The organism is Campylobacter sp. CNRCH_2014_2452 (genome assembly GCF_025772865.1).
In the GTDB taxonomy this organism is placed as follows: domain Bacteria; phylum Campylobacterota; class Campylobacteria; order Campylobacterales; family Campylobacteraceae; genus Campylobacter_D; species Campylobacter_D lari_D.
Genome location: NZ_JAKMSX010000008.1, coordinates 37,064 through 61,777, shown reverse-complemented (window position 1 = coordinate 61,777; position 24,714 = coordinate 37,064). Strand labels below are relative to the sequence as shown.

Annotated in this window: 19 protein-coding genes and 3 pseudogenes; 11 read left to right on the top strand and 11 right to left on the bottom strand. The window is 29.0% G+C overall.

Annotation, left to right across the window (positions count from 1 at the left end; genetic code table 11):
* Positions 1-18: 18 nt before the first annotated feature.
* The 5 genes from L8X38_RS06660 to L8X38_RS06640 are packed head-to-tail and all read right to left on the bottom strand — an operon-like array spanning position 19 to position 4,262.
* Positions 19-1,062, bottom strand: coding sequence for a Cj0069 family protein (locus tag L8X38_RS06660; RefSeq protein WP_263661621.1), 1,044 nt, complete (start codon positions 1,060-1,062; stop codon positions 19-21).
* Positions 1,063-1,116: 54 nt separating this feature from the next.
* Positions 1,117-2,205, bottom strand: coding sequence for a chorismate synthase (gene aroC, locus L8X38_RS06655; protein WP_263661620.1), 1,089 nt, complete (start codon positions 2,203-2,205; stop codon positions 1,117-1,119).
* On the bottom strand, positions 2,202-2,870 hold the full coding sequence (gene rnc, locus L8X38_RS06650; protein ID WP_220566461.1) for a ribonuclease III: 669 nt from the start codon (positions 2,868-2,870) through the stop codon (positions 2,202-2,204). The genes aroC and rnc overlap by 4 nt, the downstream gene beginning before the upstream one ends.
* A complete protein-coding gene (rnhA, locus tag L8X38_RS06645) occupies positions 2,863-3,303 on the bottom strand; it encodes a ribonuclease HI (RefSeq protein WP_263661619.1) in 441 nt (146 codons plus the stop codon). The genes rnc and rnhA overlap by 8 nt, the downstream gene beginning before the upstream one ends.
* Positions 3,300-4,262, bottom strand: coding sequence for a hypothetical protein (locus L8X38_RS06640; protein WP_133319007.1), 963 nt, complete (start codon positions 4,260-4,262; stop codon positions 3,300-3,302). Before L8X38_RS06640 ends, rnhA begins: the two co-directional genes overlap by 4 nt.
* 74 nt (positions 4,263-4,336) lie before the next feature.
* On the opposite strand from L8X38_RS06640, the gene dnaG reads away from it, so the two are divergent.
* On the top strand, positions 4,337-6,124 hold the full coding sequence (gene dnaG, locus L8X38_RS06635; RefSeq protein ID WP_263661618.1) for a DNA primase: 1,788 nt from the start codon (positions 4,337-4,339) through the stop codon (positions 6,122-6,124).
* Between the two features lie 65 nt (positions 6,125-6,189).
* Positions 6,190-7,173 (top strand): MnmA/TRMU family protein, encoded by a 984-nt coding sequence (locus L8X38_RS06630; protein WP_133319009.1) that lies wholly within the window; start codon positions 6,190-6,192, stop codon positions 7,171-7,173.
* Positions 7,174-7,198: 25 nt separating this feature from the next.
* Here the strand turns inward: L8X38_RS06630 and L8X38_RS08545 are convergent.
* A pseudogene (locus tag L8X38_RS08545) lies at positions 7,199-7,579 on the bottom strand (methyl-accepting chemotaxis protein); the annotation flags it as partial.
* 1,077 nt (positions 7,580-8,656) lie between these two features.
* Positions 8,657-9,280 (bottom strand): annotated as a pseudogene (locus L8X38_RS08540) (hypothetical protein); the annotation flags it as partial.
* A 372-nt stretch (positions 9,281-9,652) separates the two neighbouring features.
* On the opposite strand from L8X38_RS08540, the pseudogene L8X38_RS08535 reads away from it, so the two are divergent.
* Positions 9,653-9,873, top strand: a pseudogene (locus L8X38_RS08535) (hypothetical protein); the annotation flags it as partial.
* Positions 9,874-9,889: 16 nt separating this feature from the next.
* Here the strand turns inward: L8X38_RS08535 and pbpC are convergent.
* Both pbpC and L8X38_RS06610 read right to left on the bottom strand, forming a co-directional pair.
* Entirely contained in the window at positions 9,890-12,094 is a 2,205-nt protein-coding gene (gene pbpC, locus L8X38_RS06615) for a penicillin-binding protein 1C (RefSeq protein WP_263661617.1), read from the bottom strand.
* Positions 12,091-17,376 (bottom strand): Ig-like domain-containing alpha-2-macroglobulin family protein, encoded by a 5,286-nt coding sequence (locus L8X38_RS06610; protein WP_263661616.1) that lies wholly within the window; start codon positions 17,374-17,376, stop codon positions 12,091-12,093. The genes pbpC and L8X38_RS06610 overlap by 4 nt, the downstream gene beginning before the upstream one ends.
* 101 nt (positions 17,377-17,477) lie before the next feature.
* On the opposite strand from L8X38_RS06610, the gene L8X38_RS06605 reads away from it, so the two are divergent.
* Together L8X38_RS06605 and L8X38_RS06600 are read left to right on the top strand one after the other, a co-directional pair.
* Entirely contained in the window at positions 17,478-17,840 is a 363-nt protein-coding gene (locus L8X38_RS06605) for a hypothetical protein (RefSeq protein ID WP_263661615.1), read from the top strand.
* Between the two features lie 31 nt (positions 17,841-17,871).
* Entirely contained in the window at positions 17,872-18,186 is a 315-nt protein-coding gene (locus L8X38_RS06600) for a hypothetical protein (protein ID WP_263659567.1), read from the top strand.
* On the opposite strand, the gene L8X38_RS06595 is transcribed toward L8X38_RS06600, so the two are convergent.
* The gene (locus L8X38_RS06595) at positions 18,183-20,054 is read right to left on the bottom strand and encodes a mechanosensitive ion channel family protein (protein ID WP_133319016.1); all 1,872 of its coding nucleotides are present in this window, start codon (positions 20,052-20,054) and stop codon (positions 18,183-18,185) included. The two genes, L8X38_RS06600 and L8X38_RS06595, sit on opposite strands and share 4 nt — an antisense overlap.
* Positions 20,051-20,689 carry a carbonic anhydrase gene (locus tag L8X38_RS06590; protein ID WP_133319017.1) on the bottom strand — a complete coding sequence of 213 codons (639 nt, stop codon included), beginning with the start codon at positions 20,687-20,689 and terminating at the stop codon, positions 20,051-20,053. Before L8X38_RS06590 ends, L8X38_RS06595 begins: the two co-directional genes overlap by 4 nt.
* A gap of 160 nt (positions 20,690-20,849) precedes the next feature.
* Between L8X38_RS06590 and L8X38_RS06585 the strand changes: the two genes are divergently transcribed.
* From L8X38_RS06585 to L8X38_RS06560, 6 genes are all read left to right on the top strand, one after another.
* Positions 20,850-21,551 (top strand): Bax inhibitor-1/YccA family protein, encoded by a 702-nt coding sequence (locus L8X38_RS06585; protein ID WP_039629164.1) that lies wholly within the window; start codon positions 20,850-20,852, stop codon positions 21,549-21,551.
* A gap of 102 nt (positions 21,552-21,653) precedes the next feature.
* The gene (gene secG / locus L8X38_RS06580) at positions 21,654-21,998 is read left to right on the top strand and encodes a preprotein translocase subunit SecG (RefSeq protein ID WP_133319019.1); all 345 of its coding nucleotides are present in this window, start codon (positions 21,654-21,656) and stop codon (positions 21,996-21,998) included.
* 14 nt (positions 21,999-22,012) lie between these two features.
* The gene (frr, locus tag L8X38_RS06575) at positions 22,013-22,570 is read left to right on the top strand and encodes a ribosome recycling factor (RefSeq protein ID WP_263661614.1); all 558 of its coding nucleotides are present in this window, start codon (positions 22,013-22,015) and stop codon (positions 22,568-22,570) included.
* A gap of 2 nt (positions 22,571-22,572) precedes the next feature.
* Complete coding sequence (gene pyrE / locus L8X38_RS06570) at positions 22,573-23,181, top strand: orotate phosphoribosyltransferase (RefSeq protein WP_133319020.1); 609 nt, start codon at positions 22,573-22,575, stop codon at positions 23,179-23,181.
* Complete coding sequence (locus L8X38_RS06565; protein ID WP_133319021.1) at positions 23,181-23,597, top strand: RDD family protein; 417 nt, start codon at positions 23,181-23,183, stop codon at positions 23,595-23,597. Before pyrE ends, L8X38_RS06565 begins: the two co-directional genes overlap by 1 nt.
* Positions 23,594-24,616, top strand: coding sequence for a ribonucleotide-diphosphate reductase subunit beta (locus tag L8X38_RS06560; RefSeq protein WP_133319022.1), 1,023 nt, complete (start codon positions 23,594-23,596; stop codon positions 24,614-24,616). The genes L8X38_RS06565 and L8X38_RS06560 overlap by 4 nt, the downstream gene beginning before the upstream one ends.
* Positions 24,617-24,714 lie beyond the last annotated feature (98 nt).

Genomic DNA, 24,714 nt, shown 5'->3' with positions numbered 1-24,714 from the left:
ACCCTTGTTAAACAAGGGTTAATTTTTACTCACGATATTAATGATATTTTGAGCTACTTTTTTAGCAATAGGCTCAACAAATTCAGCAGGAGAAGTAAATCCTACGCAAGAGCAGTTAATCTCACCTAAAACATATTTATCTTTACCATTTTCATCTGTATCTAAGATAAAATCGGCAGTCCAAATTAAAGGAATATCGTAATTTCCAAGCTTTGAACGAATTTCAGGTAAGGTTGCTAAAAACCAATCTACCAATTCTTGCCAATCTTTTGGCTCATCATATCTATATTTTGCACCTGAAAAGAGTGTAGCAGAGAATGCATCAGCACCTTCTGCAGGCTTTTTATGCACTACATAAATTGGAGTATGATAAAGCATTAAAATTCTAATTTCACCTTCTTTAATACGCGGTAAAAAAGTCATATCTACAAGCATACCATTATCACCCACAATGTATTGCTCACAAAAATCCATAAATTCACCAAGCTCTCTTTCTTCTGTATGATTGTCTTTTGCTTCTGTGCATTTGATTTTTGCATTTAATGGTACACTTGTAGTCCCAGCTGGCAGTTCATCTATTAATCTCACACGCCAAATTCCCTCACCTGTTGAACCACGATTTTGCTTCAAAACCCTCTCGCCTTTTGCTAAGGTTTTTACAAAACTTTCTTTAAAAGTTTTAATATCATAATACGCATAAGTATCTTCAGGCACTAAAGCTGTTTTATTAAGCTTAGTAAGTGCATCTTTAGCGCCATATCCTATCATCGCATCGGGATGAGGCATACCTATAACACCATTTGCACAAAGTTTTCTTAACATATCAAAGTATTCATTTTCTTCTTTTAAATTTCCTGGGTTAATTCTAGAAACATAAGCATCAGCATTGTTTTTTACATATTCATAAATTTCGTCTTTTTTTTCAACTTCAAAAAAGATAACCTCAGCGTTCCAACCTTGCTCTTTTAAAGCATTTACCATAGGCATAGTGTCTTTTCTATGGCCATCTTCACCTTTATCGCTACCACCTCTAACTTCAAAAAATACGATATTTTTTTTCATATTGCTCCCTTTTTAAAGATATTTTATCATCATATCAAAATAAGTATTAAATTTTTATTTATTTTTTCCATAAATACATTGTAAATTTTGCAAATTTGAACTTGCATTTAAAAGTAAAGCATCGGCCATGCATATGGCTACCATAGCATTTACTACAACACTACCTCTTATACCCACACAAGGATCATGTCTACCTTTTAACTCATATATGATATTTTTTCCTTGAATATTTTGTGTTTGCTGGGGTAAAAATATAGAAGGGGTTGGTTTAAAATATGTTTTTATATCGATAAAATTTCCATTAGAAATTCCACCCAATATACCTCCGCTATGATTACTTAAAAATACTCCATCTTTTAACTCATCATTATTTTCGCTTCCATACATATAACTGCTTTGAATGCCACTTCCTATTTCTACAGCCTTAACTGCATTTACACCCATAATCGCATGAGCAAGTTTAGAATCAAGCTTATCATACAAAGGCTCACCTAAGCCTATGATAGGGTTTTTCACTCTAGTAAAAACTCTTGCACCTACGCTATTTTTAGCATTTTTAGCCTTTAAAATTTCATCTTTAAAGTTTTGCTCTAAATTTTTATCTAAAGCATAAATTTCACTATTTTTAGCATAATTAAAATCGAACTCATCATTACTAAGTTTGCTATCAATACTTCCTACCCCAAAAACTCCACTCATTATTTCTATATCAAACTCTTTTAAAAGCATACAAGCTAACGCCCCTGCTGCCACTCTTGCTACACTTTCTCTAGCGCTAGCTCTTCCACCACCTCTATAATCTCTAATGCCGTATTTGTGATAATAAGTAAAATCAGCATGTGCAGGACGAAACACATCTTTTTCATAATCTTTTGAGCGTGTATTTTCATTATACACCAATACACTTATAGGAGTTCCTGTTGTATAACCCTCAAAAACCCCGCTTAAAACTTGAGCTTTATCTTCTTCTTTTCTAGGAGTGCTAAATTTATTTTGACCTGGTTTTCTTTTATCTAGCATTTCTTGCAAAAAATCAAAGTCAAACTTCACCCCTGCTGGCATACCATCTATCACACAACCTATAGCTTGACCATGAGATTCGCCAAAGCTTGTAAATTTAAATCTTTTTCCAAAGCTATTCATAGTTTTCCTAATTTTTCAAGTGCTATTTTGGCACATTGTTGTTGGGCTTCTTTTTTACTACCTGCTATAGATCTTGCTACTTCTATACCTTGAATTTTTACTGCAATTTCAAATTGCTTTTTATGATCAGGTCCAAAAGCTTTCATCACTACATACTCAGGTGTGCCTGCCATATTTGCTTGTGTAATTTCTTGAAGTCTTGTTTTATAGTCTTTAAATAAACTTTGTGTATCAATATGTGGATAAACTTCATTGAGTAAATTTAATGCTATGTTTTTAGTTTTTTCAAAACCTATTTCCAAATACAAAGCTCCCATTAAAGCTTCAAAGGCATCAGAAAGTATAGAAGGTTTATTGCGTCCATCATTATTTTCTTCTGCAATAGACATAAAAATACATGCTCCAAGATCAAGTTTTTGTGCTAAGGTTGCAAAAGATTTTTCATTTACCAAAGCTGCCCTAAGCTTAGAAAGGTTTCCTTCTGAGTCTTTTTGGAATTTAAAAAACAAAAACTCCCCTACTACTAAATCCATTACAGCATCACCCAAAAATTCTAATCTTTCGTTATTATAAGGCTTTTTATAGCTTTTATGTGTCAAAGCTTCGATGAGCAATTGCTCATTTTTAAAATGATAACTTAATCTTTCTTGGAGTTTTTTAAGCATTTATTGACCTTTCTTCTTGGAGCTTTAAGGCTGCATTTCTTGCTAGCTCATCACAACGCTCATTTAATTCATGGCCATTGTGTGCTTTGATCCAAAAAGCAGTTATTTTATGATCTTTAGCAACATTTAAATACTCTTTCCAAAGATCAATATTTTTTTTACCTTTAAAATCTTTTTTTATCCAACCTTCAAGCCATTCATTAATACTTTGCACCATTAAATTTGAATCTGTGTATAATTTTACCTCGCATGGCTCTTTTAAAGCTTTCAAAGCTTGTATAATGGCCATTAACTCCATACGATTATTTGTTGTATTCTCACATGCCCCACTTTGTTCTTTTTGATGATTTTTATAAGTTAAAACATAAGCCCACCCTCCAAAACCAGGGTTATTTAAACACGAACCGTCTGTATAAATTTCAATATTTTTCAAGCTTTTACCTCATAATAAATCTCACATTTTCCAAATTCATAACAAAATGGACAATGATAAAAAAACAAAGGACTTTGATTTTTGCAATTATTACACACATAAGTAAAGCTAAGATTAGCACTTAGCTTATTATCATTTAAAATTTTTAAAATTTTTAGTTTATGATTTTTAATAGGAATAGATTTTGTACTTAAATTTTTTGCATAAAAAAACTCATGGTATTTTTCATCTTCAAGATTAAGTGGGCTTTTGCACTCATTAAGCAAATCAATAACATTTTCAAATTTAGGCATTTGAGTAAGTTTATCTTTATAGTGTAAAAAACAAAATCTTAAAACATACTCATTATCTTTGCTAAAAATTAAAATTTCTTTAATCTTTTGCTCTTGCTCTTTAGAACTTGATTGAATTTTTAAAGCCTTTATCAAAGCTTTTTCTGCATATATATTTTCTCCAAGCTCAAACAAACATTCTAAAACATCTAAAACCTTATCATAATCTTTAAGTTTTAAATACACAATTTTTAAAAGTTTTAAGCTTTCTTTATTGCGTGCTTTGATTTTTAAAGCATTTAACAAAGCTTCTACACTACGCTCTAAAAATCCTGCTTTTAGATAAACTTGTGCTAATGAAAAAAAGATAAATTCTTTTTGGTTAGCCTCATTTGTCTTTTGTAAAGCTATGAGATAAATTCCCACAGCTTTTTCAAATTCACCACTTTTGGTAAAAATTTGAGCTAGGAAATTTAAATTTTCTATACTTAAATTGGCATTTTTTAAAATCTGCTGATGAGTAGAATTGATTTCAAATTTTTTTACAAAACGATCAAGCTTGCTTTTTTGATCTTTGCTTGCAAAAAACCGCCATATATAATGTGAGCTAGCAACGATAAAAATCAAAGCCGTCAAAACAATAAGACCGAACAAAGGATCGCGGTATTCTACAAAGAAAAAATCCATAATCTTGCAACTTAACTTTCAAATTTATAACAATTATAGCTAAATGCTTATATAATTTTCTTTAAGGTTTAAATATGATAGAACAAGCAAGTATAGAACAACTTTTACAAAAAACAGATATTGTTGATATTATAGCTCATTATGTTGAAGTAAAAAAACAAGGTTCAGGCTATGTATGCGTTTGTCCTTTCCATGATGATAAAAATCCTAGCATGCATATTAATTCTATTAAAGGATTTTATCATTGTTTTGCATGTAAAGCTGGGGGCAATGTTTTTAAATTTGTAATGGATTATGAGAAATTAAACTTTGTTGAAGCGGTAGAAAAGGTTGCTTCGTGGAGTAATTTTTCACTTACTTACACCTCACAAAAACAGGATAATAAAAAATCTATCACTCACATCTTACCTACTCTTAATGCTTTTTATAAGCAAAACTTAGCTAAAAACAAAGAAGCTTTAACTTATCTTTATAAAAGAGGTTTAAATGATGAGGATATTAGAACCTTTGAGCTAGGCTTTGCACCAAGTTCTAATGAAACACTAAGACTTTTACAAAATGAGCAAATCACTCAAGAAGAAGCCTTAGAGGTTGGCGCAATAAAACAAAATGAAAATGGTGCTTATGCAAGTTTTATCAACCGCATTACTTTTAGTATTTATGATCATAAAAATTTACTCATAGGCTTTGGTGGTAGAACTTTAGATGAAGCAAATATGGCAAAATATGTTAATTCACCTCAAAGCAAACTTTTTGATAAATCACGCGTTTTTTATGCACTCAATTTAGCAAAAGATACCATTTACAAACAAAAAGAAATGATAATTTGTGAAGGCTATATGGACGCCATAGCCTTTCATAAGGCAGGATTTAAAAATGCTGTAGCAGTTTTAGGAACAGCTTTAGGTGAAAATCACATACCTTTGATAAAAAGATTAGAGGCGAGAGTGATTTTGTGCTTTGATAATGATAATGCAGGACTTAATGCTGCCGTGCGTTCAGCACATTTACTAAGTTTAGCAAAAATTGATGGAAAAGTAGTTTTAATAGAAGGCGGGAAAGATCCGGCTGAACTAGTGGCCGCTCATCAAGAAAAATTGCTTTTTAATATTTTAGAAAAAGGTATAGAACTTGGAGAATTTTATATAAGAAATTTGATCACAAATTTTGATTTAAGCTCAGCACTTAGTAAGCAAAAGGCTTTAGAAGAGGTACAAAAATACACTTTTAACCTTGAACCTTTAATAGCAAATTCCTACACTACCTTAGTAGCAAATCTTTTGGGTGTAAATGTTAATGATATAAAACTTTCTAAAAATACTAGACAAAATATAAATTTTTTTACTCCTACAAAACAAAATAAAATCAACAACATAAGCGAGTTGGAGCTTTTGAAATTTTTATATGAAAATCAAAAAGCCATAGGACTTTTTAAACTTTTAAGTGCAAAAGAATATTTCTTACATCAAGATATTGCTAAGGCTATTTTAGAACAAAAAGACTTTAATGATCCTAGCATAAGAGAACTTTATGAGATCGAAAATATTAAAATTTTAAACAATTTAGAAGAATTTTTATATGCTATTTGCAAAATTAATTTTGCTCATTTTAACAAATTAAAAAACTTAAATTTAAAACAAGCCTTTAAAAAGCAAATTTATAATTTGCTCAATCAAAATTTAGAAAAAATCAAAAAAAACTATCAAAATGATGAAAATTTTTTTAATCATTTAATGGAAGTTTTAAAAAATGTCCAATTTTTAGATGATGAGGGAAGTTTAGAATTATTTTTAAGTAGATTACAAAAAAATATAAAAGATAAAAAAGCAATTCATTATAACTTTGAAGAAGAAGTTTTTTAAATAAAAACTTACATAAAAATTAAAAAATATTCACTACAATATGCCAAAAATTTCGAAAGGAAAAAATGAAAGCATTAGCACTTTTTAGTGGTGGTCTTGATTCTATGCTTGCTATAAAACTTATAAGCTCTCAAGGCATAGAGGTAAAAGCTTTAAATATCAATATAGGCTTTGGTAGCACAAGCGATAAAAGCGAACTCATGGCAAAACGCGCTGCTATGGCAGGGGCTAGTTTTGAAATGATAGATGTAAGAAATGCATATTTGCAAGAAGTTTTATTTAATCCTCAATATGGTTATGGAAAACATTTTAACCCTTGTATAGATTGTCATGCTTTTATGTTTAAAACCGCTCTTTCTATGTTAAAAGATGAAAACGCAAGTTTTATCATCACAGGAGAAGTAGTTGGTCAACGCCCTATGAGTCAAAGAAATGATGCTATGGCTAAGGTTAAAAAACTAGCACTTGATGAAGAAGATTTAATCTTGCGTCCAATGTGTGCTAAAAATTTACCTTTAACCAAACCTGAGCGTGAAGGTTGGGTTGATAGAGAAAAGTTAGAAAACATCAGCGGAAGAAGTAGAAAAAGACAACTTGAACTAGCTGCCAAATTTGGTTTTGAAGATTTTGAAAGTCCGGGTGGTGGATGTTTACTCACACTTGAGAGTTTTTCAAATAAAATCAAAGATTTTATTAAATTTGATAAAAATATGCAAGTTAATGATGCACAACTTTTAAAATATGGACGCCACTTAAGACTTCCAAATGGCTCTAAAATGATAGTAGGTAGAAATGAGCTAGAAAATCAATTTTTAAAAGAATTAAAAACTCAAAAATATGAAGAATTAAAACTCTTTGATTTAATCGGTGCTTATTCTTTGGTAGATGAAAATATCAATCCACAAGATCTTGAACTTGCTCTAAGCATAGCACTAACTTATGCTAAAACTCAAAATAATACAAAATACAAAATAGGTTTTAAAGATAAAATTTTCCAAAGTATGGCTTTTGAAGATAAAAATAAAATTCAAGAGTATTTTATAAATTAAACTACCCTTAAAAAGGGTAGTTTTTTTAGAATTTCTTTCTTCTAACTTCTGCTACAATATCAGCCGACATAGAATCAACTTCATTTGCTACAGAATTAGTTGCATGTGCAATTTGTGAGTTTTCTTTAGTTAAACCATCTATTACTGAAACAGATTGATTAATTTGTGAAATTCCTAAAGCTTGTTCTTTAATACTCTCACCCATTTCATTAATAGATTGAACTAAGATATTAGTATTAGCTTCAATCTCACCTAAAGACTTTTGAGTTCTTTCTGCTAAGTTTCTAACTTCATCAGCAACAACAGCAAAGCCACGACCATGTTCTCCTGCACGAGCTGCTTCAATAGCTGCATTTAATGCAAGTAGGTTAATTTGATCAGCAATATCTCTAATAACATCAGTTACATCTTTAATATCGCTACTTTGTTTAATAACCTCTTCAGTTCTTGCTGCTACTGCGTTCATAGAAGCACTCATTTCTTCAACAGCAGCTGCGCTTTCTTGTAAAGAATCAGCTTGTTTTTGTGCGCCATCATTAAGCTTTAAAACACTCTCTTTTAAAGCATCAGCTTTAGTTTGAAGCATTTCCCCTTGTTTTAATGAAGCTTGAAGCATTTTTCTTATTTCTTCTCCGACTGCATTAAGCGATTTTTCTATCTCACCATCAGCATACTCAAGCTTATCTGAAAAATCAAGATTTTTAAAACTTTTAAAAACTCTTTCTATTTCATTTAAATCTTTACCAATTTTCATTTGCATATCATCAAGCATTTTATTTAATACTTCTTTTAATTCCACAAGTTTTGGATTAACAGGATTTGCTTTTATTCTTTGAGTAAAATGTCCTTTTTCTATATCACAAGATACTTCTAAGATATTTTGCACAGTTATGTCATCTTTTTCTAAACAAGTATGTATATATTGAACATTATCATTAATCATTAATGCCATTTTTCCAAGTTCATCATTATATCTAGGAATTAAAACCTCAACGGTTGGAAGCTCATGATTTAAGTATCTAAAAAATTTCATTAAATGATCTTGAAGTCTTTGCACTCTTATAGAAACTATTCTTTTTACCGAAGTACCAATCACAACTACTATAACAATTATCGCTATAATAGAATTAATCAAAATAATATTTCTTAAATCCACAATAGAAGCATATACAGATTCATTTGGGACAATAGCCAACATAGCCCAATAAATTCCTGTATTTGGCCATATTTCAAATACTCTTATAGCACCATGATATTCACTACCATCATCTGCTTTATAATCAATAGCTCCTGCATGGATAGTTTTTTGTGCTTCTATTATATGAGCTGTATTTTTATTAACCTCTGTAATCTTTTTTGTAACAAATTCAGCATTTGGATGCGTAGCTATAACACCATTACTTGCTATTAAAATCCTTCTTGCTCCTTGATAAATAGATCTTGAAGAATCATTTAAAAAATCAGCCGTAGGTTTAAGATCAAAAAGCATACCAACAACACCTATAGCCTTTCCTTTTTTATCTGCAATAGGTGCGGCTACATGAACACCTAGAAATTTATTTCCATGTATGTTATACCATCTTGGTTCTCCAAAATATAACTTACCCCCCCCCATCAAATTTTTTATAGCATTAGTTTTAGCAATCTCTTCACTTGCTGCTAAAGTTTGCATACCGCCAGCATTGTTAATATCTACATCTCTCATTAACACCATAAATTCATTATTATTTGAAAAATATTTTACATCAACACCCAAATTTTTATATGCAGTTCCGTCTTTTAAATAATAATAACCATAAGCTATATCTCCATTTGCATCAATGGCTTCTCCGAGGATATTTTCTATCCTTTTTGGGTTTATAGCACCTTCTGAAATAAGATTGTTTAAAGTTCTTTGTGTACCAATAGTACTGACGAATAAAGACCTAATACTCGCTTCAGCTTGATTTCCATAACGATGCACAGAAGCTGTGAGTGTATTTTCTATTTGTGTATTTAAAATAGCTGTGGATCTGTTTATAATCAAAAAAGATAAAATACTTAAGATTAAAACAACCGTTATAATAGCTATTGCAACTATTTTAGCACCAAGACTCCAATTACGCATTTTTTCTCCTTTAGTTAATAAATTATAAATTTTTATAATTATAAAAACTTTTCATTAAATAAAAATTAAAATTTATTAAAATATTAAATATTTTATAAACAATAAAAATTATCAAGTTAAAGCTAAAGAATTGAGTAGTTTTTACAAAGAAAAGAAGTTGAAGATTTATTTAAATGGATGAATGAAAATACCAAATCACCTCGTTGGCTGAGCGTAAATGGAATAGATTATGATGAAGCTTATGTTAAAATTTTTCACACAAGCAAAAGCATAGATGAGTTTAAAGAAAAATACCTTGAGCTTCAAAATACATACTTTGTTGATTTTAGTAAAAAGATTAATGAACCTCAGGAAACTTTAGAAAAAGACAAAGAAAAATCTTTCAAACCTATACAAGGTGAAAGTAAAAATAAAGAAACCTACAAAGATGATAATACAAAAAATGAACTTATAAAAAACTTTTAAAAAATAAATTTAGCACAAGAGAAGAATTAGAAATTCTTTTTGGTATGAACTTTAATGATGATGTGGGAGAATTTAATCAATTTCTTTCTCAAAATATCACTCCAAAAATTATAGATATTAAAGTTTAAAAATATTTTTATAATATTAAAATATATTAAATTTTATAAAATCATTAGAGCCATTTTCACTAATAACATTAATAACATATTTACCTTTTTTTAAATCCAAAAATAAACTTTCTTCTTTTCCTTCAAAAATCAATTCTTGATTTAAATACCAAAAAAGTTTTTCTTTTTTAGGGTTTATAAGTTTAATTAACAATTTTTGCTTACTTTTTAAATCTTTTGGCAAAATGATATTAAGATTATTTAGCGGATATATGATTTTTAAATTTTGATTAGAGCTTTGTAAATTTTGCTTTTCTTTTGCAAAAAATGCTTGTGCATTGGAAGGTAAATTTAATATAATCTTTTTCTTTGCATGGATGAAATTTTCATCTAAAGAATCAACTTCTTTATTTTTATACATAAAAACTTCTTTTAAAAATGGTGAAGTTCTTAAGACATTTGCACTTTGCGGGTAAAGCACTTCTTTAAAGTCAAATTTATAATCATATCTATATCCTGTTTGATTTTCAATTTTGATAGAAACTAAATCATTAGGCTTTTCAAATTCTAAATTAACTCTCTCAAGTAAGGCTAAAAGTTCAAAAAACAATTCCCCTGCTATGCTTACACCATATAAATTTGCATTTGCCTCGCCATTAAAATTTCCAACCCACACTCCTAAAGTGTATTTTGGAGAAGTTCCTATAGCCCAGGCATCTTTTCTACCATAACTTGTGCCTGTTTTCCAAGAAATAATAGTATTAAAATCATATTGTCTTAAACCTGCTCTATCTAAATCCTTTAAGGTTTGTAAGGTTAAAAAGCTTGCTCCATCACTAATAAGCTTTTTATTTTCTTTAGTAAATGCATTTTCTTCATATAAAAGCTCTTTAAAATTTCCATAATTTCCAAGTCCTAGATAGATTTTTACCATATCTTCTAAACTAAATTCTTTTGTGCCCAAAATCAAAGAAAGTCCGTATTTTTTAAAATTTTCATCTTCAAAATCTAAAATATCTTTGAGCTTATAAAAAAACTTCTCATACCCATATTCTGCAAGTAAGCTTACAAAAGGAACATTAAGTGATTTTTGCAAAGATTCTTTTGCGCTAATAAAACCATGGTATTTTTTATTTGCATTTTGTGGAGCAAAGTTAGAAAAAAATGTAGGTACATCAAGCATTAAAGATTCAGGCACTATAAGTCCCTCATCTATGGCAAAAGCAAAAAGCAAAGGTTTTAAGGTTGAGCCCACACTACGCTTTGCTATCACCCCATCAACTTGACCAAAACTTGCAAAATCATAAAAATCATTAGAGCCTACATAAGCTAAAACTTTATTTGTTTTGGTATCTGCTAACAATATAGCTAGATTTTTTATGCCTTTTTGTTGTAGTTTATAAGAATATTCTTTAGCTTTTTCTTCAAATTTAATTTGAATTTTTTTATCTATACTAGAAACGATTTTTTCTTTATCCGCTAAAAGCCTACGCGCTAAATGTGGAGCTAAGTTTTTCCTTGTTTTAAAGCTAGGAAGTTTTTCAGCCTTTGCAAGAGTTAAAATATCTTTAGAAAAATATCCCTTTTCAAAAAGCCTATCAAGCAAAGCATTGCGTTTTTTTAAAAGTCTATCTTTGTTTTTTTCAAGATTAATTAAACCTGGATTATTAGGAAGCACAGCAAGCAAGGCTGCTTCACTCCAAGTAAGATCTTTTAAATCTTTTTCAAAATAAAATAAACCCGCACTTGCAACACCTACTAAATTTCCTCCATAAGGAGCATTATTTAAATAAAGTCTTAAAATTTCTTCCTTATCATAAGCGCTTTCTAAAGCAAAAGCTTTGATGATTTCATTAAATTTATTAAAATATGTGCGTTTGTTTTGCTCTAGAAGTTTGATTGTTTGCATAGAAATTGTACTTGCGCCACTTCTTTTACTTGAAAAAATATTATTTTTAAAAGCCCTTATAATCGCTAAAAAATCTACTCCATAATGAGAATAAAAATTTTTGTCTTCATATAAAAGAACTGCGCTTTTTAATTTTTGCGGTATAAACTCACTCTCTAAATGCCATTGTTCGTTAGAATCTAAAAATACACTAAGAATTTCTTTATTTTTATCAAACAAAACCTTACTATAAGTGCATTTAAATAAATCCTTACTATCAAAGCTAAAATAAATTAAGCCTATGTAAAGACATAGACTTAAAAAGCATATTGCAAGGCTTATTTTGATTTTCACTGCACTACTTTAACTCTTTTACTCTCACTTAAAGCTCTATAAGCATTATCATACATTGCTTCAGCATAAGCTCCACTCAAAGTATAAACACCTGGAGTAACAGCACTTAATTTCACAAAAAATTCTCTTGACTCATCAGAGTATAAAGGAAAGAAATACATGATTTTATCATCTCTTATATCTACAAAATCATAATAAGAATTTTTCACAAAATCAGGAGTTTCATCATCTAAAAGATCATGTACTATCTCCCATCCACTTGGTAAAATTTGAGTTAAAGCTATATTAGAAGTGCCCGGATAATTTTTATTTGATATTTTTAATTTCATATAAAAAATTTGAGAGCTTTTTATAGCACTTTCATCTATTTCATTTCCATTTTCATCATAAAAACTTCTTTCTATATACATACGCTGCGCAAAAGGTTCGACAATACCTTTTTTAATTCCCTCTACTCCAAAATGCACATAAGTATCTTCTTTAGCTTCTATCAAAGCGCTGCCTTGATTAAACTCAAATTTAGAAAAACTTGTATTGAGCTTTTTACTCTCACCATTAATTTTTACACTTGCATTGATAGTTTTAGGATTTTCATTACTAAAGCTATTTGCCAAAGCATATAAAGCATAGCCTGTGCTTTGAGTGCTAAGCCAAGCTTGGCTTTCTAAAGTTTTTTTAATATCATCTAATAATTCATCATTATTTTTACCATAAATTATTTTATACGCATTTGCAATAATAGCTTCATCTCTTAGAAAAGATCCATAAGTATGAGTATAATTAGCTTTTTCATCAGGCTTTGTGCTTAAATTTTTAGCTATATTTAAAGCTACCTCATCAAAACCTGCTAATTTATAAGCTGCACTAAGTTGCCAAAGACTTACATTGTTTAAGCTTTGCAAATAAGTACTATCTTCATAAATAGCATTCATTATGCTTAAATTTGGCTCTTTGGCTAAAGCTAAAAGATATAAAGAATTTATTCTAATTTCTTTATTTGTTTGAGCTTTTAAAACATAGCGTTTTTGATAATCAAGCCATGCTTTAAACATTCCCTCGCTCACATAATAACCTCTTTCTTTGGCTAAAATCATAAACATACCCGCATAATTACTTCCCCAAGCATCAGAATCTTTAAGTCCTTGCCAATAAGCAAAGCCACCATTGGAAGTTTGAAAATTTGCGTATTTACTTAACAATGCATTGATATTGTTAATATTTTTTTGTTCATTTGCTCCTTGATCAAGTTTTTGTAAAAAGAGTTGCGGTAAAACTGCTGAAGTACTTTGCTCTATACATCCATAAGGATAATTTTGCAAGTATTTTAATCTATGATTTATATTTAAAATAGGCTTAGAACTCACACTTAAAAACGCCACTGGGTTGATATAATCTTGTGTGATTTTAAACTCCATAGAAGTATTTGCAGGAATTTTAAAAGATTTTCCCTCATAAGTAATCGTATTTAGTGCTTTTATGTCAATTTGAGTATTTTGAGTATAGGTGTAATCTTTTGCATTTAAACTTAACTCTATTTCTTCCACCCCAAGCTTGCTTGAATTTACTCTTGTGTTAATATAAATATCTTTTGTTTTTTCATTACCAAAATCAATTAAAATTTCATCTTTTTCAAAATTTATGAGTGAATTTTTTGTTTTTAGTTTAAGTTTTGCATTTTTTACATCATCATCTACTTTAAATACCTGCACCAAAAGCTTAAACTCATCATCAAGTCTTAAAACCCTTGGCAAAGTTTCAAGCATTACAGCAGGTGCGCTAACTTGGATATCTTTAGAAGCACTGCCAAAACCCGCTAAGTTGTTCGCCACTACCATAACTCTAACCGAACCTAGATACGAAGGCATATTAAATTTTAATTTTGCATAACCATTTTCATCACTTTGCACTGGCTCTTGAAACAACACAACAGGTTTAAATCGTCTTGCTTTTTCATCGTTTTTACTTTTATTTGCCCTACTTTCTAAGAAAACATCACCGCCTGTAGTTAATACCTTGGAAGCATTAGAAATATTTTTAGCAATGATTTTATCATAGGTATCATATATGCTCATATTAAAGCGAATTTTTTGATAAAAATATCCCCAAATATCTGGAGTTTTAAAAGCATTTACATCAAGCAAACCCTCATCTACAATAGCTATGGTATAAGTATAACTTTGCTTGTTTTTACTTTGAATTTCTACTTCAAAATCTTGTTTTGGCATGATTTTATCCGGTACTTTTAAATCAAGCTCGATTTTACTTTGTTCATCTACTACATTCAAAGGCACTACACCAAAAAGTCTTAAGGCTCTATCGTTAGTGTATTGATTATAATCTTGAAGCAAAATCACACTCACATACACATTTGGCTTATATTCTTTAAGAATAGGAATTTCAACCTTTGTAATATCTTCATGCGTATCTATCACAAAGCGTTTTAAAACCTTTACATTATCATTTAAAGTAACGATGGCTTTTGCACCCTTAACACTTTCAAATTCAATAAAAGCTGTTTCGTTTGGTTTGTATTCTTTTTTATCGCTTTTTATTTTTAAAGAACTCACTATATCAGCATTACTTGGCGCACCAAAACTACTAATATAAAAAAACTCTCCTGCGCTTGTTTTACTTTGTGTATCTTCAAGCTCTATAAACATTTCACCATGGTATTCTTTGGGATCAAATTCTATTTTAACCGGTTTACCCTTACTTAAAATAGTTCCTTGGGTAATGATTTGTGTGTTTTTATCTTTTTTGAGTGATTTTAAAAAATCATCATAATTATCATAATCCCACCACCAAGAATAATCATTTGCATAAATAGTATATTTAATCTCCCTATTTGCTATCAAATTCTCATCTAAATCACTCACAATAGCTTCAAAATTAATTGTAGAACCCGAGCTTAAATAGTGATTTTTTAAACGCTTAATACCCACAAAATACTCATGTAATATCACTTGTGAATTCACAAGCGCTTCAACCGATCTTGAACCTTTTTCAAAAACCCTAGCCCTTATGTTAGCTTCAAGATTATATGGAGTATTTTTAAAAAAATCTTTTAAAGCAAATTCTTGCTTTACAAAGCCACTTTCATCTAAAATACCTTTTAAATTATCTTGATATTTTTGCACTAAAACACTAGGATTTGAAAAAATATATTCTGGATATTTTGAATTTTTATATTCTTTTTTACTTACAAATAAATCAGCTTGATATTGTAAATTACTTGCTGGTGTTCCAAAAAGATATTTTGAGCTAATATTAAAATCTAATTTTTCATTTTCTTTTATACTTTTTGGAGCTTGTATAGATACTTTTATACGATTTGGCACTATATTTTGCACTAAAATTTCTTTATCAAAAATAGCATTTGCAAATTCTACTCTAGCTAAATACACTCCACTTAAAGCTTGTTGATCAAGTGAAATTTTTTTATAAAAAGTTCCATTACTCAAAGGATCAAGTTTAATTTTATCTAAAAACTTTTTATTGCGTGGATCAAAAAAACTCAAAAATATAGGGTGATTAACAGCTCCTTTATCATTTCTTGCAACCATAGTTAAATGTATATCATCACCTGGTCTATAAACCCCTCTTTCTGTGTAAATAAACACTTTGTTTTGAGAATTTTGCTCTAAACCATCTACATCAAAACCATCATATAATAAAGGCGAACTTAAGCGTAAAATAGAAGCTTGCTTATCTTTTGAAGCAATGATAAATAAAGCTCTTGACTCATCAATATCATCAAAAACAGCCAAACCATTATCATCGCTTGTCTTAGAAGCTAAAATTTGATTGCTTTTGCTAATTATATCAACCCTAACCCCACCTAAAGCCTTTTGTGTGGTAAAATCTCTTACATCAACAAAAAGTTTTTTATTTAAATTTTGAGCAATTAAAGCTATATCTGAAAAAATCAAATTTTTACTAATCTTTGCTTTTTGATCGAAAAATCTTTGCTTTTTCCAACTCTCCATACCCTCATCAAAAACATAATCAATATCTTCTTCTTTAAAATAAAGCTTAACTATAAACACACCACTTAAATCTTTTAAACCATCTAAAGCTATCTCATTTTCTTGCCATTGATTTTTAACATTTTTAATATCAAAGTCTTTTTTTAATACTACTTCACTAGTATAATCACTCTCTGAAAAAATATCGCTATCATAATCACTTAAATTTTTAGCACCTTGAAGATTTTTATATCTTAAATATTCACTTAAATTATTTGAAAATACCTGATGAACTTCTAAATGGATCTTTTTAATATTTAAACTTTTAAAAGCTATTTTTTTACTCGCTTTGCTAGATAAAAATACCCCTTGATTTGTAAAACTTATAGCAGGCTCATAGTCTTTTAAGCTCACTTGAGTTTTATAGCTTTCTTTTGTACTAATTCCATCAGCGCTTTTAATCCCTTGAGCAAGTTGAATTTCATAAGTTTTATTTGGAGTAAAATTTCCTGTGAGCTTGATTTTATTCCCAAATACCAATGCTTTAAAATCTACTTTGGGTGTAATAAAAATCAACTCTTTTAAATTTTGATCTTGCGAAATACTTTGAGAAAAAAGTAATTCTATGTTTTTATTGATTATATTTGCATTTTGAAATACAAATTCGTTCTTTGCAAGTAAAATATATTCTAAATCTATATTTTTCTCTAAACCTAAAATTTCTTTATCAAAAACTACTTTTATATTAGTGTTTGTATTTTTAATTTTTAATGGCTTAGAATACACACTTGCTATATCATCTTGGATGATAATTTTATCTATTTGAATTTCTTTTTCTTGTGCATTAATTTTTACAGCTTTTAACAACTCATCTTTATCAAAAGCATAAAAACTTTGAACATTTAAAATCAACACACTCTCATCATTTGATATATTTTGAAAATATCCTTTGACATCTAGTTTTTCAAAAGGAGTTTTTACTTTTAATTGTATTTTTTCATCAGCTACAATATCACTTAAGTCTATAAAAATATCATAATTTTGATTTGCTTTTAAAGAAGTGTATATGTTTAATCTTGTGGAAGTTTCAAGTTCATACTTTGCTTTTATTTTTTGATTATTAATAACAATTTCTCTTTCTTTTACAACACCTATGTTTTCTGTAATGATATTGGTATTAAATTCTATAAAAATACTATGCGTATTTTCATTAAAACCATAAGATCTTATAATAGAACTCTTATCTTCATTTTTAGAACATGCAAACAACAAACTTGCAAGCAAAACAATAAAAAAATAATGTAAAAATCCTTTCATGGGTTATCCTCTTTTTGGTAAATTTTTCAAATTATATCTAAATTCACTCTTGCTTCACTCAAAAAATTATATAATTCTTACATAAAAATAAAGGAGAAAAAATGAAAAAGAAAATCGCTGCATTATTAACAACTTTAAGTCTTTCAAGTCTTGCTTATGCAGATGGAATTTATGGTGTGATAGTAGATGTAAATGATGGTGCAAAGACTATTTTAATCGATACTACCTATGGAGAAAAAATGAATATAAAAATTCTACCAAATACAGAAATTGACATGGATGATTGTGGTATTTTTGGTATGGATAAATATGGCACTTTTAGAGATTTAAAAGTAGGAACTTTTATAGAAGCTGAAGTTTTTCATGGCTATACTCAAACAACACCAAACCCACAAACACCAAATCAAATTCAAAATATAACCGCTAAAGAAATTAAAATAGAATGCAAAAAAAGAGCTTATTAAGTAAAATAACTCCTAAAAAGGAGTTATTTTAATGCGTTTTTTTCTTATATTAATTTGCATTAGCACTTTTGTATTTGCTTATAAAATTCAAGGTATTTTAAAAAACACTACTACACATACAATAAGTATTCAAACAAGTTTTGATAATAACTTAATTATTACCATTTTACCCCAAACACATATAGATATTTATAACTGCGGAATTTTTGGTAGCAATAAAAAACAAGCCAATGTACAAGATCTAAAAAAAGGAAGTCTTGTTAAAGTTAAAGGCAGTAAAAATGGAAGCATTATCATTGCTGAAAAAATTATAGTAGAGTGTGATGATCAAAGAAGAGCTTATTAAGATAATAACTCTTCTTTATCGTCTTTATTGATTTTTTCTATATAAAGACTTTGTGAAGGAAATGCAAAACTTAGTTTATTTCTTTCGACAATCTTCATTAATTCAAGTAAAATACTTTGTCGTGCTTCTCTAAAACCTGCAGCATCAACTGCTTTAGTATAAAAATATACTTCTATATCAATAGAACTTGCGCTAAAGCCACTCACAGCCACATAAGTATTATTTTTATATCCTTCTAAATCATTCACTGAAACTAAATTTTGTCTATATCTAGCGCGGGTTCCACCATGATTTAGCGCACTATCATCAACTTGGGCTATTAAAGGACTAGTAGCTAATAAATATCTTATATCTTCTACACATTGCTCAAGTTGTTCAGGTCTTGCATCATAAGTTACACCTATAAATAATTTTACATGGCGTCCTATTTTTCTTTTACTCCAATTTTTTATATTAGTTCCCATAATAGTTGAATTTGGTAAAAATACCAAAGAATTATCAAAAGTTCTAATAGTAGTTTTTCTAAGCCCAATTTCTACTATAGTTCCTTCTATACCTGAAATTTCAACCCAATCGCCTTGATTAAAGCTGTTATCAAAAAGCAAAAGCACAGAAGCAAAGAAATTTGCAATAATATCCTTAGCTGCCAATGCCACAGCCAAACCACCAATACCTAAAGATGCAATCAATGCTGAAATATTAAATCCTAAATGTGATAAAACAAATAAAACAGCTATTACTATAATAATAAAATATAAAATTTTAATAATTAAATTAACCACTTCGCGTTTGCCACTTTTTTCAGCAAGCTTTGCCACAATTACCATACCATAACTATCAAAAATATTTATCACAAGCCAAGCAGTTAAAATAACATAAACAATTGATAAAATATTACTAATTCTTATATCTACAGGTGCAGGATAGTAAAAAATAGTAAAACAAATTCCAATAGCATAAGCAAACAAAAACCAACCCACTGGTCCTTGGAGCTTTTCTAAAAAGTGAGTTTTTATTTCTACATTTTCTGAATTTTTTCCAAATAAATGTATCAATACAAAATACAAAATTTTTGCAAGATAAAATTTCAAAGAATAAAACAAAACAATGACAATAATAGAAATAACTATTTTTCCAACATTTACACTACTAATAGAGGTTTGTTTATTAATATAATTAATGGCATTTTGCAAGCCCAAGCCCGTAAATAAAAAATTAGTTTCAAGCAAATTTGCATTATTTCTTAGATATACCAAAATTTCATTATATGACTTGATGGTATTTCTTAAATTATTTTCACTAAGCTCTAAAGTTCTAAGTTGAGTAATATCATTAATTTTCTCTTTATCTAAAGCAAAATTAAAAACTATATCTTCTTTTAATGAGTCAATGCTTTCATCAATAATTTTTTTTATTTTTTGACTTTGAGCGCCTTCTATAAAAACTTTTTCTAATTCAAATATACAAAGATAAAAATGTTCTGCAGAGGTTAAATTTAAAAGTTTGATTTTATTATCCACATAATCATAATATCTTTTTTTAGCTTGAGCATTTTCAACACTTTTTTGTAAAGCATTCTTAGTTTTTAAAAAATCTTTTGCTTCTTTATCATCAATCTTTTGAGATACCATTTTTAAAGGTAAAGTAGTCAAAAGAGCTGTTTTTTGTTTTTCTATTTCTTTGATATTATCTTGAAATTCGGTGCTATTTGTATCACCGGTTTTAAAACTTTCCAAAAGTAAATTAAGCTCTATATAATCTTGTACCAAAGCAAAAATACTATTCTTATCCTCTAAAGCATTTTTTTCCTGTGCATTCAAAGTGCTGATAAATAAAAATAATAAAATAATATTAACAATCTTTTTCATACTTTTTTCACCCTCTCTTGTATTAAAACAAAATTTTCAAAATTAAAATCATACTCATAAATTTCACCCGTTTCTATGATGTAATACCAAGCATGAAGTTCTATTTCTTTTTTATTTAAAGCTTCTTCTATACCTGGATAGGTTAATAAATTTTGCAAAGAATTAACCAAGTTCATTTTTTCAGTCATCCAAGATCGCATGGCTAAATCACTGCCTGCAACTTTTAAAACCTTATTTTTAATAGGCTCGAGCAAGGTAAGCCATTTTCTCACATTCGGCATACTCTTTAGCTCATTTTCATTTGCATATAAAGCCGCACAGCCACCACAATTACTATGTCCACAAACTATGATATTTTTTATATGTAAAGAACTAAAAGCATACTCAATAGCTGAAGTAGTTGCCAAAAAATCATCTCCTACTCTATAAGGTGGAACTATATTGCCTATATTTCTTACAACAAAAAGCTCTCCTGGGCCTGTATTAGTAATTAAATTTGGTATAACTCTTGAATCAGCACATCCTATAAAAAGCGTGTGGGGATTTTGTTTATTTTTTAAACTTTCAAAAAGTTCTGCATGCTCTTTAAAATCTTCTTGCATAAATTTTAAAGCACCCTCGATCAAGTCTTTCAAAAAAAGTCCTTTTTTGCATTTTAATAAAGCATTATACTAAATTATTTTTACTTAAAATAAATCTATAAATTTATTTTTTGTTATATTTTTATACAATTTTAATCTTTTATTTATCTTTTTTTTGTAAATTTTAATTTTTAAAAATTATTGGAGGATTTTAATGAGTCTTTATGATAGAGATTATTCTAACTCTAAAACTCAAGAATTTGAAGGTTATGCTAGAAGTGATTTGAGCATTTTTATAAAACAAACTTATCAGCTTTTTGCTGCTTCATTATTAGCTGCAACAGCAGGTGCTTACATAGGAATTTTTGCCTTAGCACATTTATTTGCACAATCTCAAGCAACTTTTTGGATTTTATTTATCGTAGAAATTGGCTTGTTATTTGCATTACAATGGAAAAAAAGAGAAGCTCCGCTTAATTTAGTTTTACTTTTTGCCTTTACTTTTGTTTCAGGACTTACTTTAACACCGCTTTTATATTCTGTTTTAGCACTTCCTGCAGGAGCTAGCATTATTGCTCAAGCTTTTGCTTTAACAACAGTGGCTTTTGGTGCTTTAAGCGTTTTTGCTATGAATACAAAAAGAGATTTTACTATGATGGGAAAAATGCTTTTTATAGCTTTAATTGTTATCGTAGTAGCTTCTTTAATTAATATCTTTTTTCAAAGTTCACTTTTAAGCTTAGCAATTTCTGGTATTGGTGCAATTTTATTTTCTTTTTACATTCTTTATGATACTCAAAACATCATTAGAGGAAATTATGAAACACCAATCGAAGGTGCAGTTGCGCTTTATCTTGATTTTATCAATCTTTTCATCTCTCTTCTTAATATTTTAAGAAGCTTTAATAGCAGATAAAAATTTGCGAGAAAAATTCTCGCAAATTTTCTTTACCTCTTTCAAGTTTTTATCAAACTTTTTAAGTTAAAATACTCATTTTATTTTCAATAAGGAAAATTCATGACTACTCTTTTAATTATTTTGCAATTTGCAATTGTTGTGATTATTTGTATTGCTGTTTTATTACAAAAAAGCTCAAGCATAGGACTTGGAGCATATAGCGGAAGTAATGAAAGCTTGTTTGGAGCAAAGGGTCCTGCAGGGTTTTTAGCTAAATTTACTTTTGTGATGGGTGTTTTACTTATCGCTAATACAATTGCTCTAAGTTATATGTATAATAATGCTAATTCTAACTCACTTGCTGAAAAAGCAGAACAAATTTTACCAAAGGCACCTGAAACAAACACAACTAGCATTCCAGTTGCACCAAGTGCTCCAATTAGCGAAAGTAATACTAGCAAATAAAAAAAGGAAATACCATGCTAAATGAAATTTATACCAAGCAAAAACAACAATCAGACAAAAGCTTAGAGGCCTTAAAAAAAGATTTTACTACCATAAGAACTGGCAAAGTAAATATAAATATACTTGATCATATTCATGTAGATTATTATGGTAGTGCAACTCCATTAAATCAAGTAGCAACAGTTTTAGCAACTGATGCTTCAACTATTAGCATTACTCCTTGGGAAAAATCAATGCTAAAATCTATAGAAAGTGCTATAGCTGCGGCAAACATTGGAGTAAATCCGAACAATGATGGCGAAAGTGTTAAATTATTTTTTCCTCCTATGACAAGAGAACAAAGAGAAGAAAATACTAAAAATGCTAAAGCTATGGGTGAAAAGGCTAAAGTTGCTATTAGAAATATTAGAAAAGATGCAAATGATGCGGTAAAAAAACTAGAAAAAGATAAAGCAATCTCAGAAGATGAAGCTAAAAAAGCTTATGATGAAGTACAAAAACAAACCGATAATTATACAGCAAAAGTAGATGAGTTAGTTAAAAACAAAGAAGCGGAACTTTTAAAGGTTTAAAAATGAACTTAGAACAAATTTATAAAGATTGTGGAGCATACCTACAAGGACATTTTTTACTTAGCTCAGGGAAACACTCTGAGTTTTACCTTCAAAGTGCTAAAGTTTTAGAAAATCCAAAACTAGCAGGTGAGCTTTGTGATGAGCTTGCAAAAGTTATTGCTAGTTTTAATATTGAATTTGATAGTATTTGCTCGCCTGCCTTGGGTGGAATTTTAGCAGGTTATGAACTTGCTAGAGCTTGCAACAAACGCTTTATTTTTACTGAACGCGTAGAAGGAGTGATGAGTCTTAGACGCGGTTTTGAAGTAAAAAAAGGTGAAAAATTTATCGTTTGTGAAGATATTATTACAACAGGTGGCTCAGCACTTGAGAGTGCAAAAATCATCGAGAATTTAGGTGGAGAAGTAGTAGGTTTTGCAGCTTTAGCAAATCGTGGTTTTTGTGCTGTAAAAAATTTAAACAATCCAAGAAAAGAAAATGCAAAATTACCACAAAATTTACCACTTTTTGCACTAGGAAATTTTGAATTTGATATTTATGATGCAAATACTTGCCCACTTTGTGAAAAAGGCACTAAAGCTATCAAACCTGGTAGTCGTGGTAACTAATGAAAACTAAAGCAAAAATAGCCACTCGCTTTTTAAGATTTAAAGCCTTTTTGATTGATCTATTTTTGCTTTATGTGCCCATTTTGTATTTGTTTTATTTTACTCTTGGCTCTAAAGAAGCTTTTTTAAACAATCAACTTATAATTTTTTTGTGCCCATTGCTTTTTGGATTTTTACAAGCATTATTTTTAGTAAAAAAAGCTCAAAGTCCTGGACTTAAAGCTTATGATTTATACTTGATTGATATTAAAAATGGACACAAACTTAATTTTTTTAGAATAATCCTACGCTATGTAATTTTCATTATAAGCTTTGGCTTGTTGATTGGCTTTTTGGTAAGCTTTTTAAGAAAGGATACCTTAGCCTTGCATGATATTTTAAGCCAAAGCGCTATTGTAACAAAGGTGGAAAAATGAATAGAAAAAGAATTTATAATCCAAAATCAAATGAAACTTTAAATGATAGAAAAGTATTTAACGGCAACCCACATGGTATTTTAAATTTTACTAAAGCAAAATACACATGGGCTTTAAAACTTTGGGATTTAATGGAAGCAAATACTTGGTTTCCAAAAGAAGTAGATACAACAAAAGATGCACTAGATTATCGTTGCAATCTAACCGTAGCAGAAAAAAGAATGTATGATCTAGTTTGGTCTCAACTTATCTCAATGGATAGTTTTCAAACAAACAATCTTGCTGATAATATCAACCCTTATATCACAGCACCTGAAATCAATGCGGTTTTAGCAAGACAAGCTTATGAAGAAGCAAATCACTCAAAATCTTATGCAGTGATGGTTGAAGCAATCTGTGAAAATACAGACTTAATTTATGAAATGGAAAAACATGATGAGACTTTAAGAGAAAAAAATGATTTCATTTCAAGTATTTATGAAGAATTAGCTGGCGAAGTAGATGATAATAAACTTTTACTTGCAATGGTAGCAAATCAAATTCTAGAAGGAGTGTATTTTTATAGTGGTTTTACTGCTATTTATGCTTTAGCGCGTGCAGGAAAAATGCTAGGTTCAGCACAAATGATACGCTTTATACAAAGAGATGAAATTACTCATTTATTATTATTTCAAAATATGATTAATTCTGTGCGTAAAGAAAGACCTGATTTGTTTAATGATATCAATATAAACAAAATTTATGATATGTTTAAAAAAGCAGGTGAACTTGAGATCAAATGGGGTAAATACATCACTCAAAATCAAATCATGGGTTTTACAGACGATATTATAGAAGAGTACATTCACTATCTTGTTGATCAAAGACTAATAGCTATTAATCTTGATAAAATTTATAATGCAAAACATCCTATTAAATGGGTGGATGATTTTTCTAAATTTAATGATCAAAAAAGCAATTTCTTTGAAAGCAAGGTTACAAACTATTCTAAAGGGAGTTTGAGTTTTGATGACTTTTAAGTCACAAAACTACCCATATTTTACATTTTTTTAAACTAAAATTCTCTTTTTATTTAATATTTTATTTTTATTTATTTCATTATTGTAAAATCCGCCAT

Bases quoted from the DNA above. Each gene is read 5' to 3' on its own strand.
- L8X38_RS06610 (WP_263661616.1), bottom strand. From the start codon at position 17,376: ATGAAAGGATTTTTACATTATTTTTTTATTGTTTTGCTTGCAAGTTTG.
- L8X38_RS06640 (WP_133319007.1), bottom strand. From the start codon at position 4,262: ATGGATTTTTTCTTTGTAGAATACCGCGATCCTTTGTTCGGTCTTATT.
- L8X38_RS06595 (WP_133319016.1), bottom strand. From the start codon at position 20,054: ATGAAAAAGATTGTTAATATTATTTTATTATTTTTATTTATCAGCACT.
- dnaG (WP_263661618.1), top strand. From the start codon at position 4,337: ATGATAGAACAAGCAAGTATAGAACAACTTTTACAAAAAACAGATATT.
- L8X38_RS06630 (WP_133319009.1), top strand. From the start codon at position 6,190: ATGAAAGCATTAGCACTTTTTAGTGGTGGTCTTGATTCTATGCTTGCT.
- L8X38_RS06600 (WP_263659567.1), top strand. From the start codon at position 17,872: ATGCGTTTTTTTCTTATATTAATTTGCATTAGCACTTTTGTATTTGCT.
- L8X38_RS06605 (WP_263661615.1), top strand. From the start codon at position 17,478: ATGAAAAAGAAAATCGCTGCATTATTAACAACTTTAAGTCTTTCAAGT.
- aroC (WP_263661620.1), bottom strand. From the start codon at position 2,205: ATGAATAGCTTTGGAAAAAGATTTAAATTTACAAGCTTTGGCGAATCT.
- secG (WP_133319019.1), top strand. From the start codon at position 21,654: ATGACTACTCTTTTAATTATTTTGCAATTTGCAATTGTTGTGATTATT.
- frr (WP_263661614.1), top strand. From the start codon at position 22,013: ATGCTAAATGAAATTTATACCAAGCAAAAACAACAATCAGACAAAAGC.
- pyrE (WP_133319020.1), top strand. From the start codon at position 22,573: ATGAACTTAGAACAAATTTATAAAGATTGTGGAGCATACCTACAAGGA.
- L8X38_RS06560 (WP_133319022.1), top strand. From the start codon at position 23,594: ATGAATAGAAAAAGAATTTATAATCCAAAATCAAATGAAACTTTAAAT.
- rnc (WP_220566461.1), bottom strand. From the start codon at position 2,870: ATGCTTAAAAAACTCCAAGAAAGATTAAGTTATCATTTTAAAAATGAG.
- L8X38_RS06660 (WP_263661621.1), bottom strand. From the start codon at position 1,062: ATGAAAAAAAATATCGTATTTTTTGAAGTTAGAGGTGGTAGCGATAAA.
- L8X38_RS06565 (WP_133319021.1), top strand. From the start codon at position 23,181: ATGAAAACTAAAGCAAAAATAGCCACTCGCTTTTTAAGATTTAAAGCC.
- L8X38_RS06585 (WP_039629164.1), top strand. From the start codon at position 20,850: ATGAGTCTTTATGATAGAGATTATTCTAACTCTAAAACTCAAGAATTT.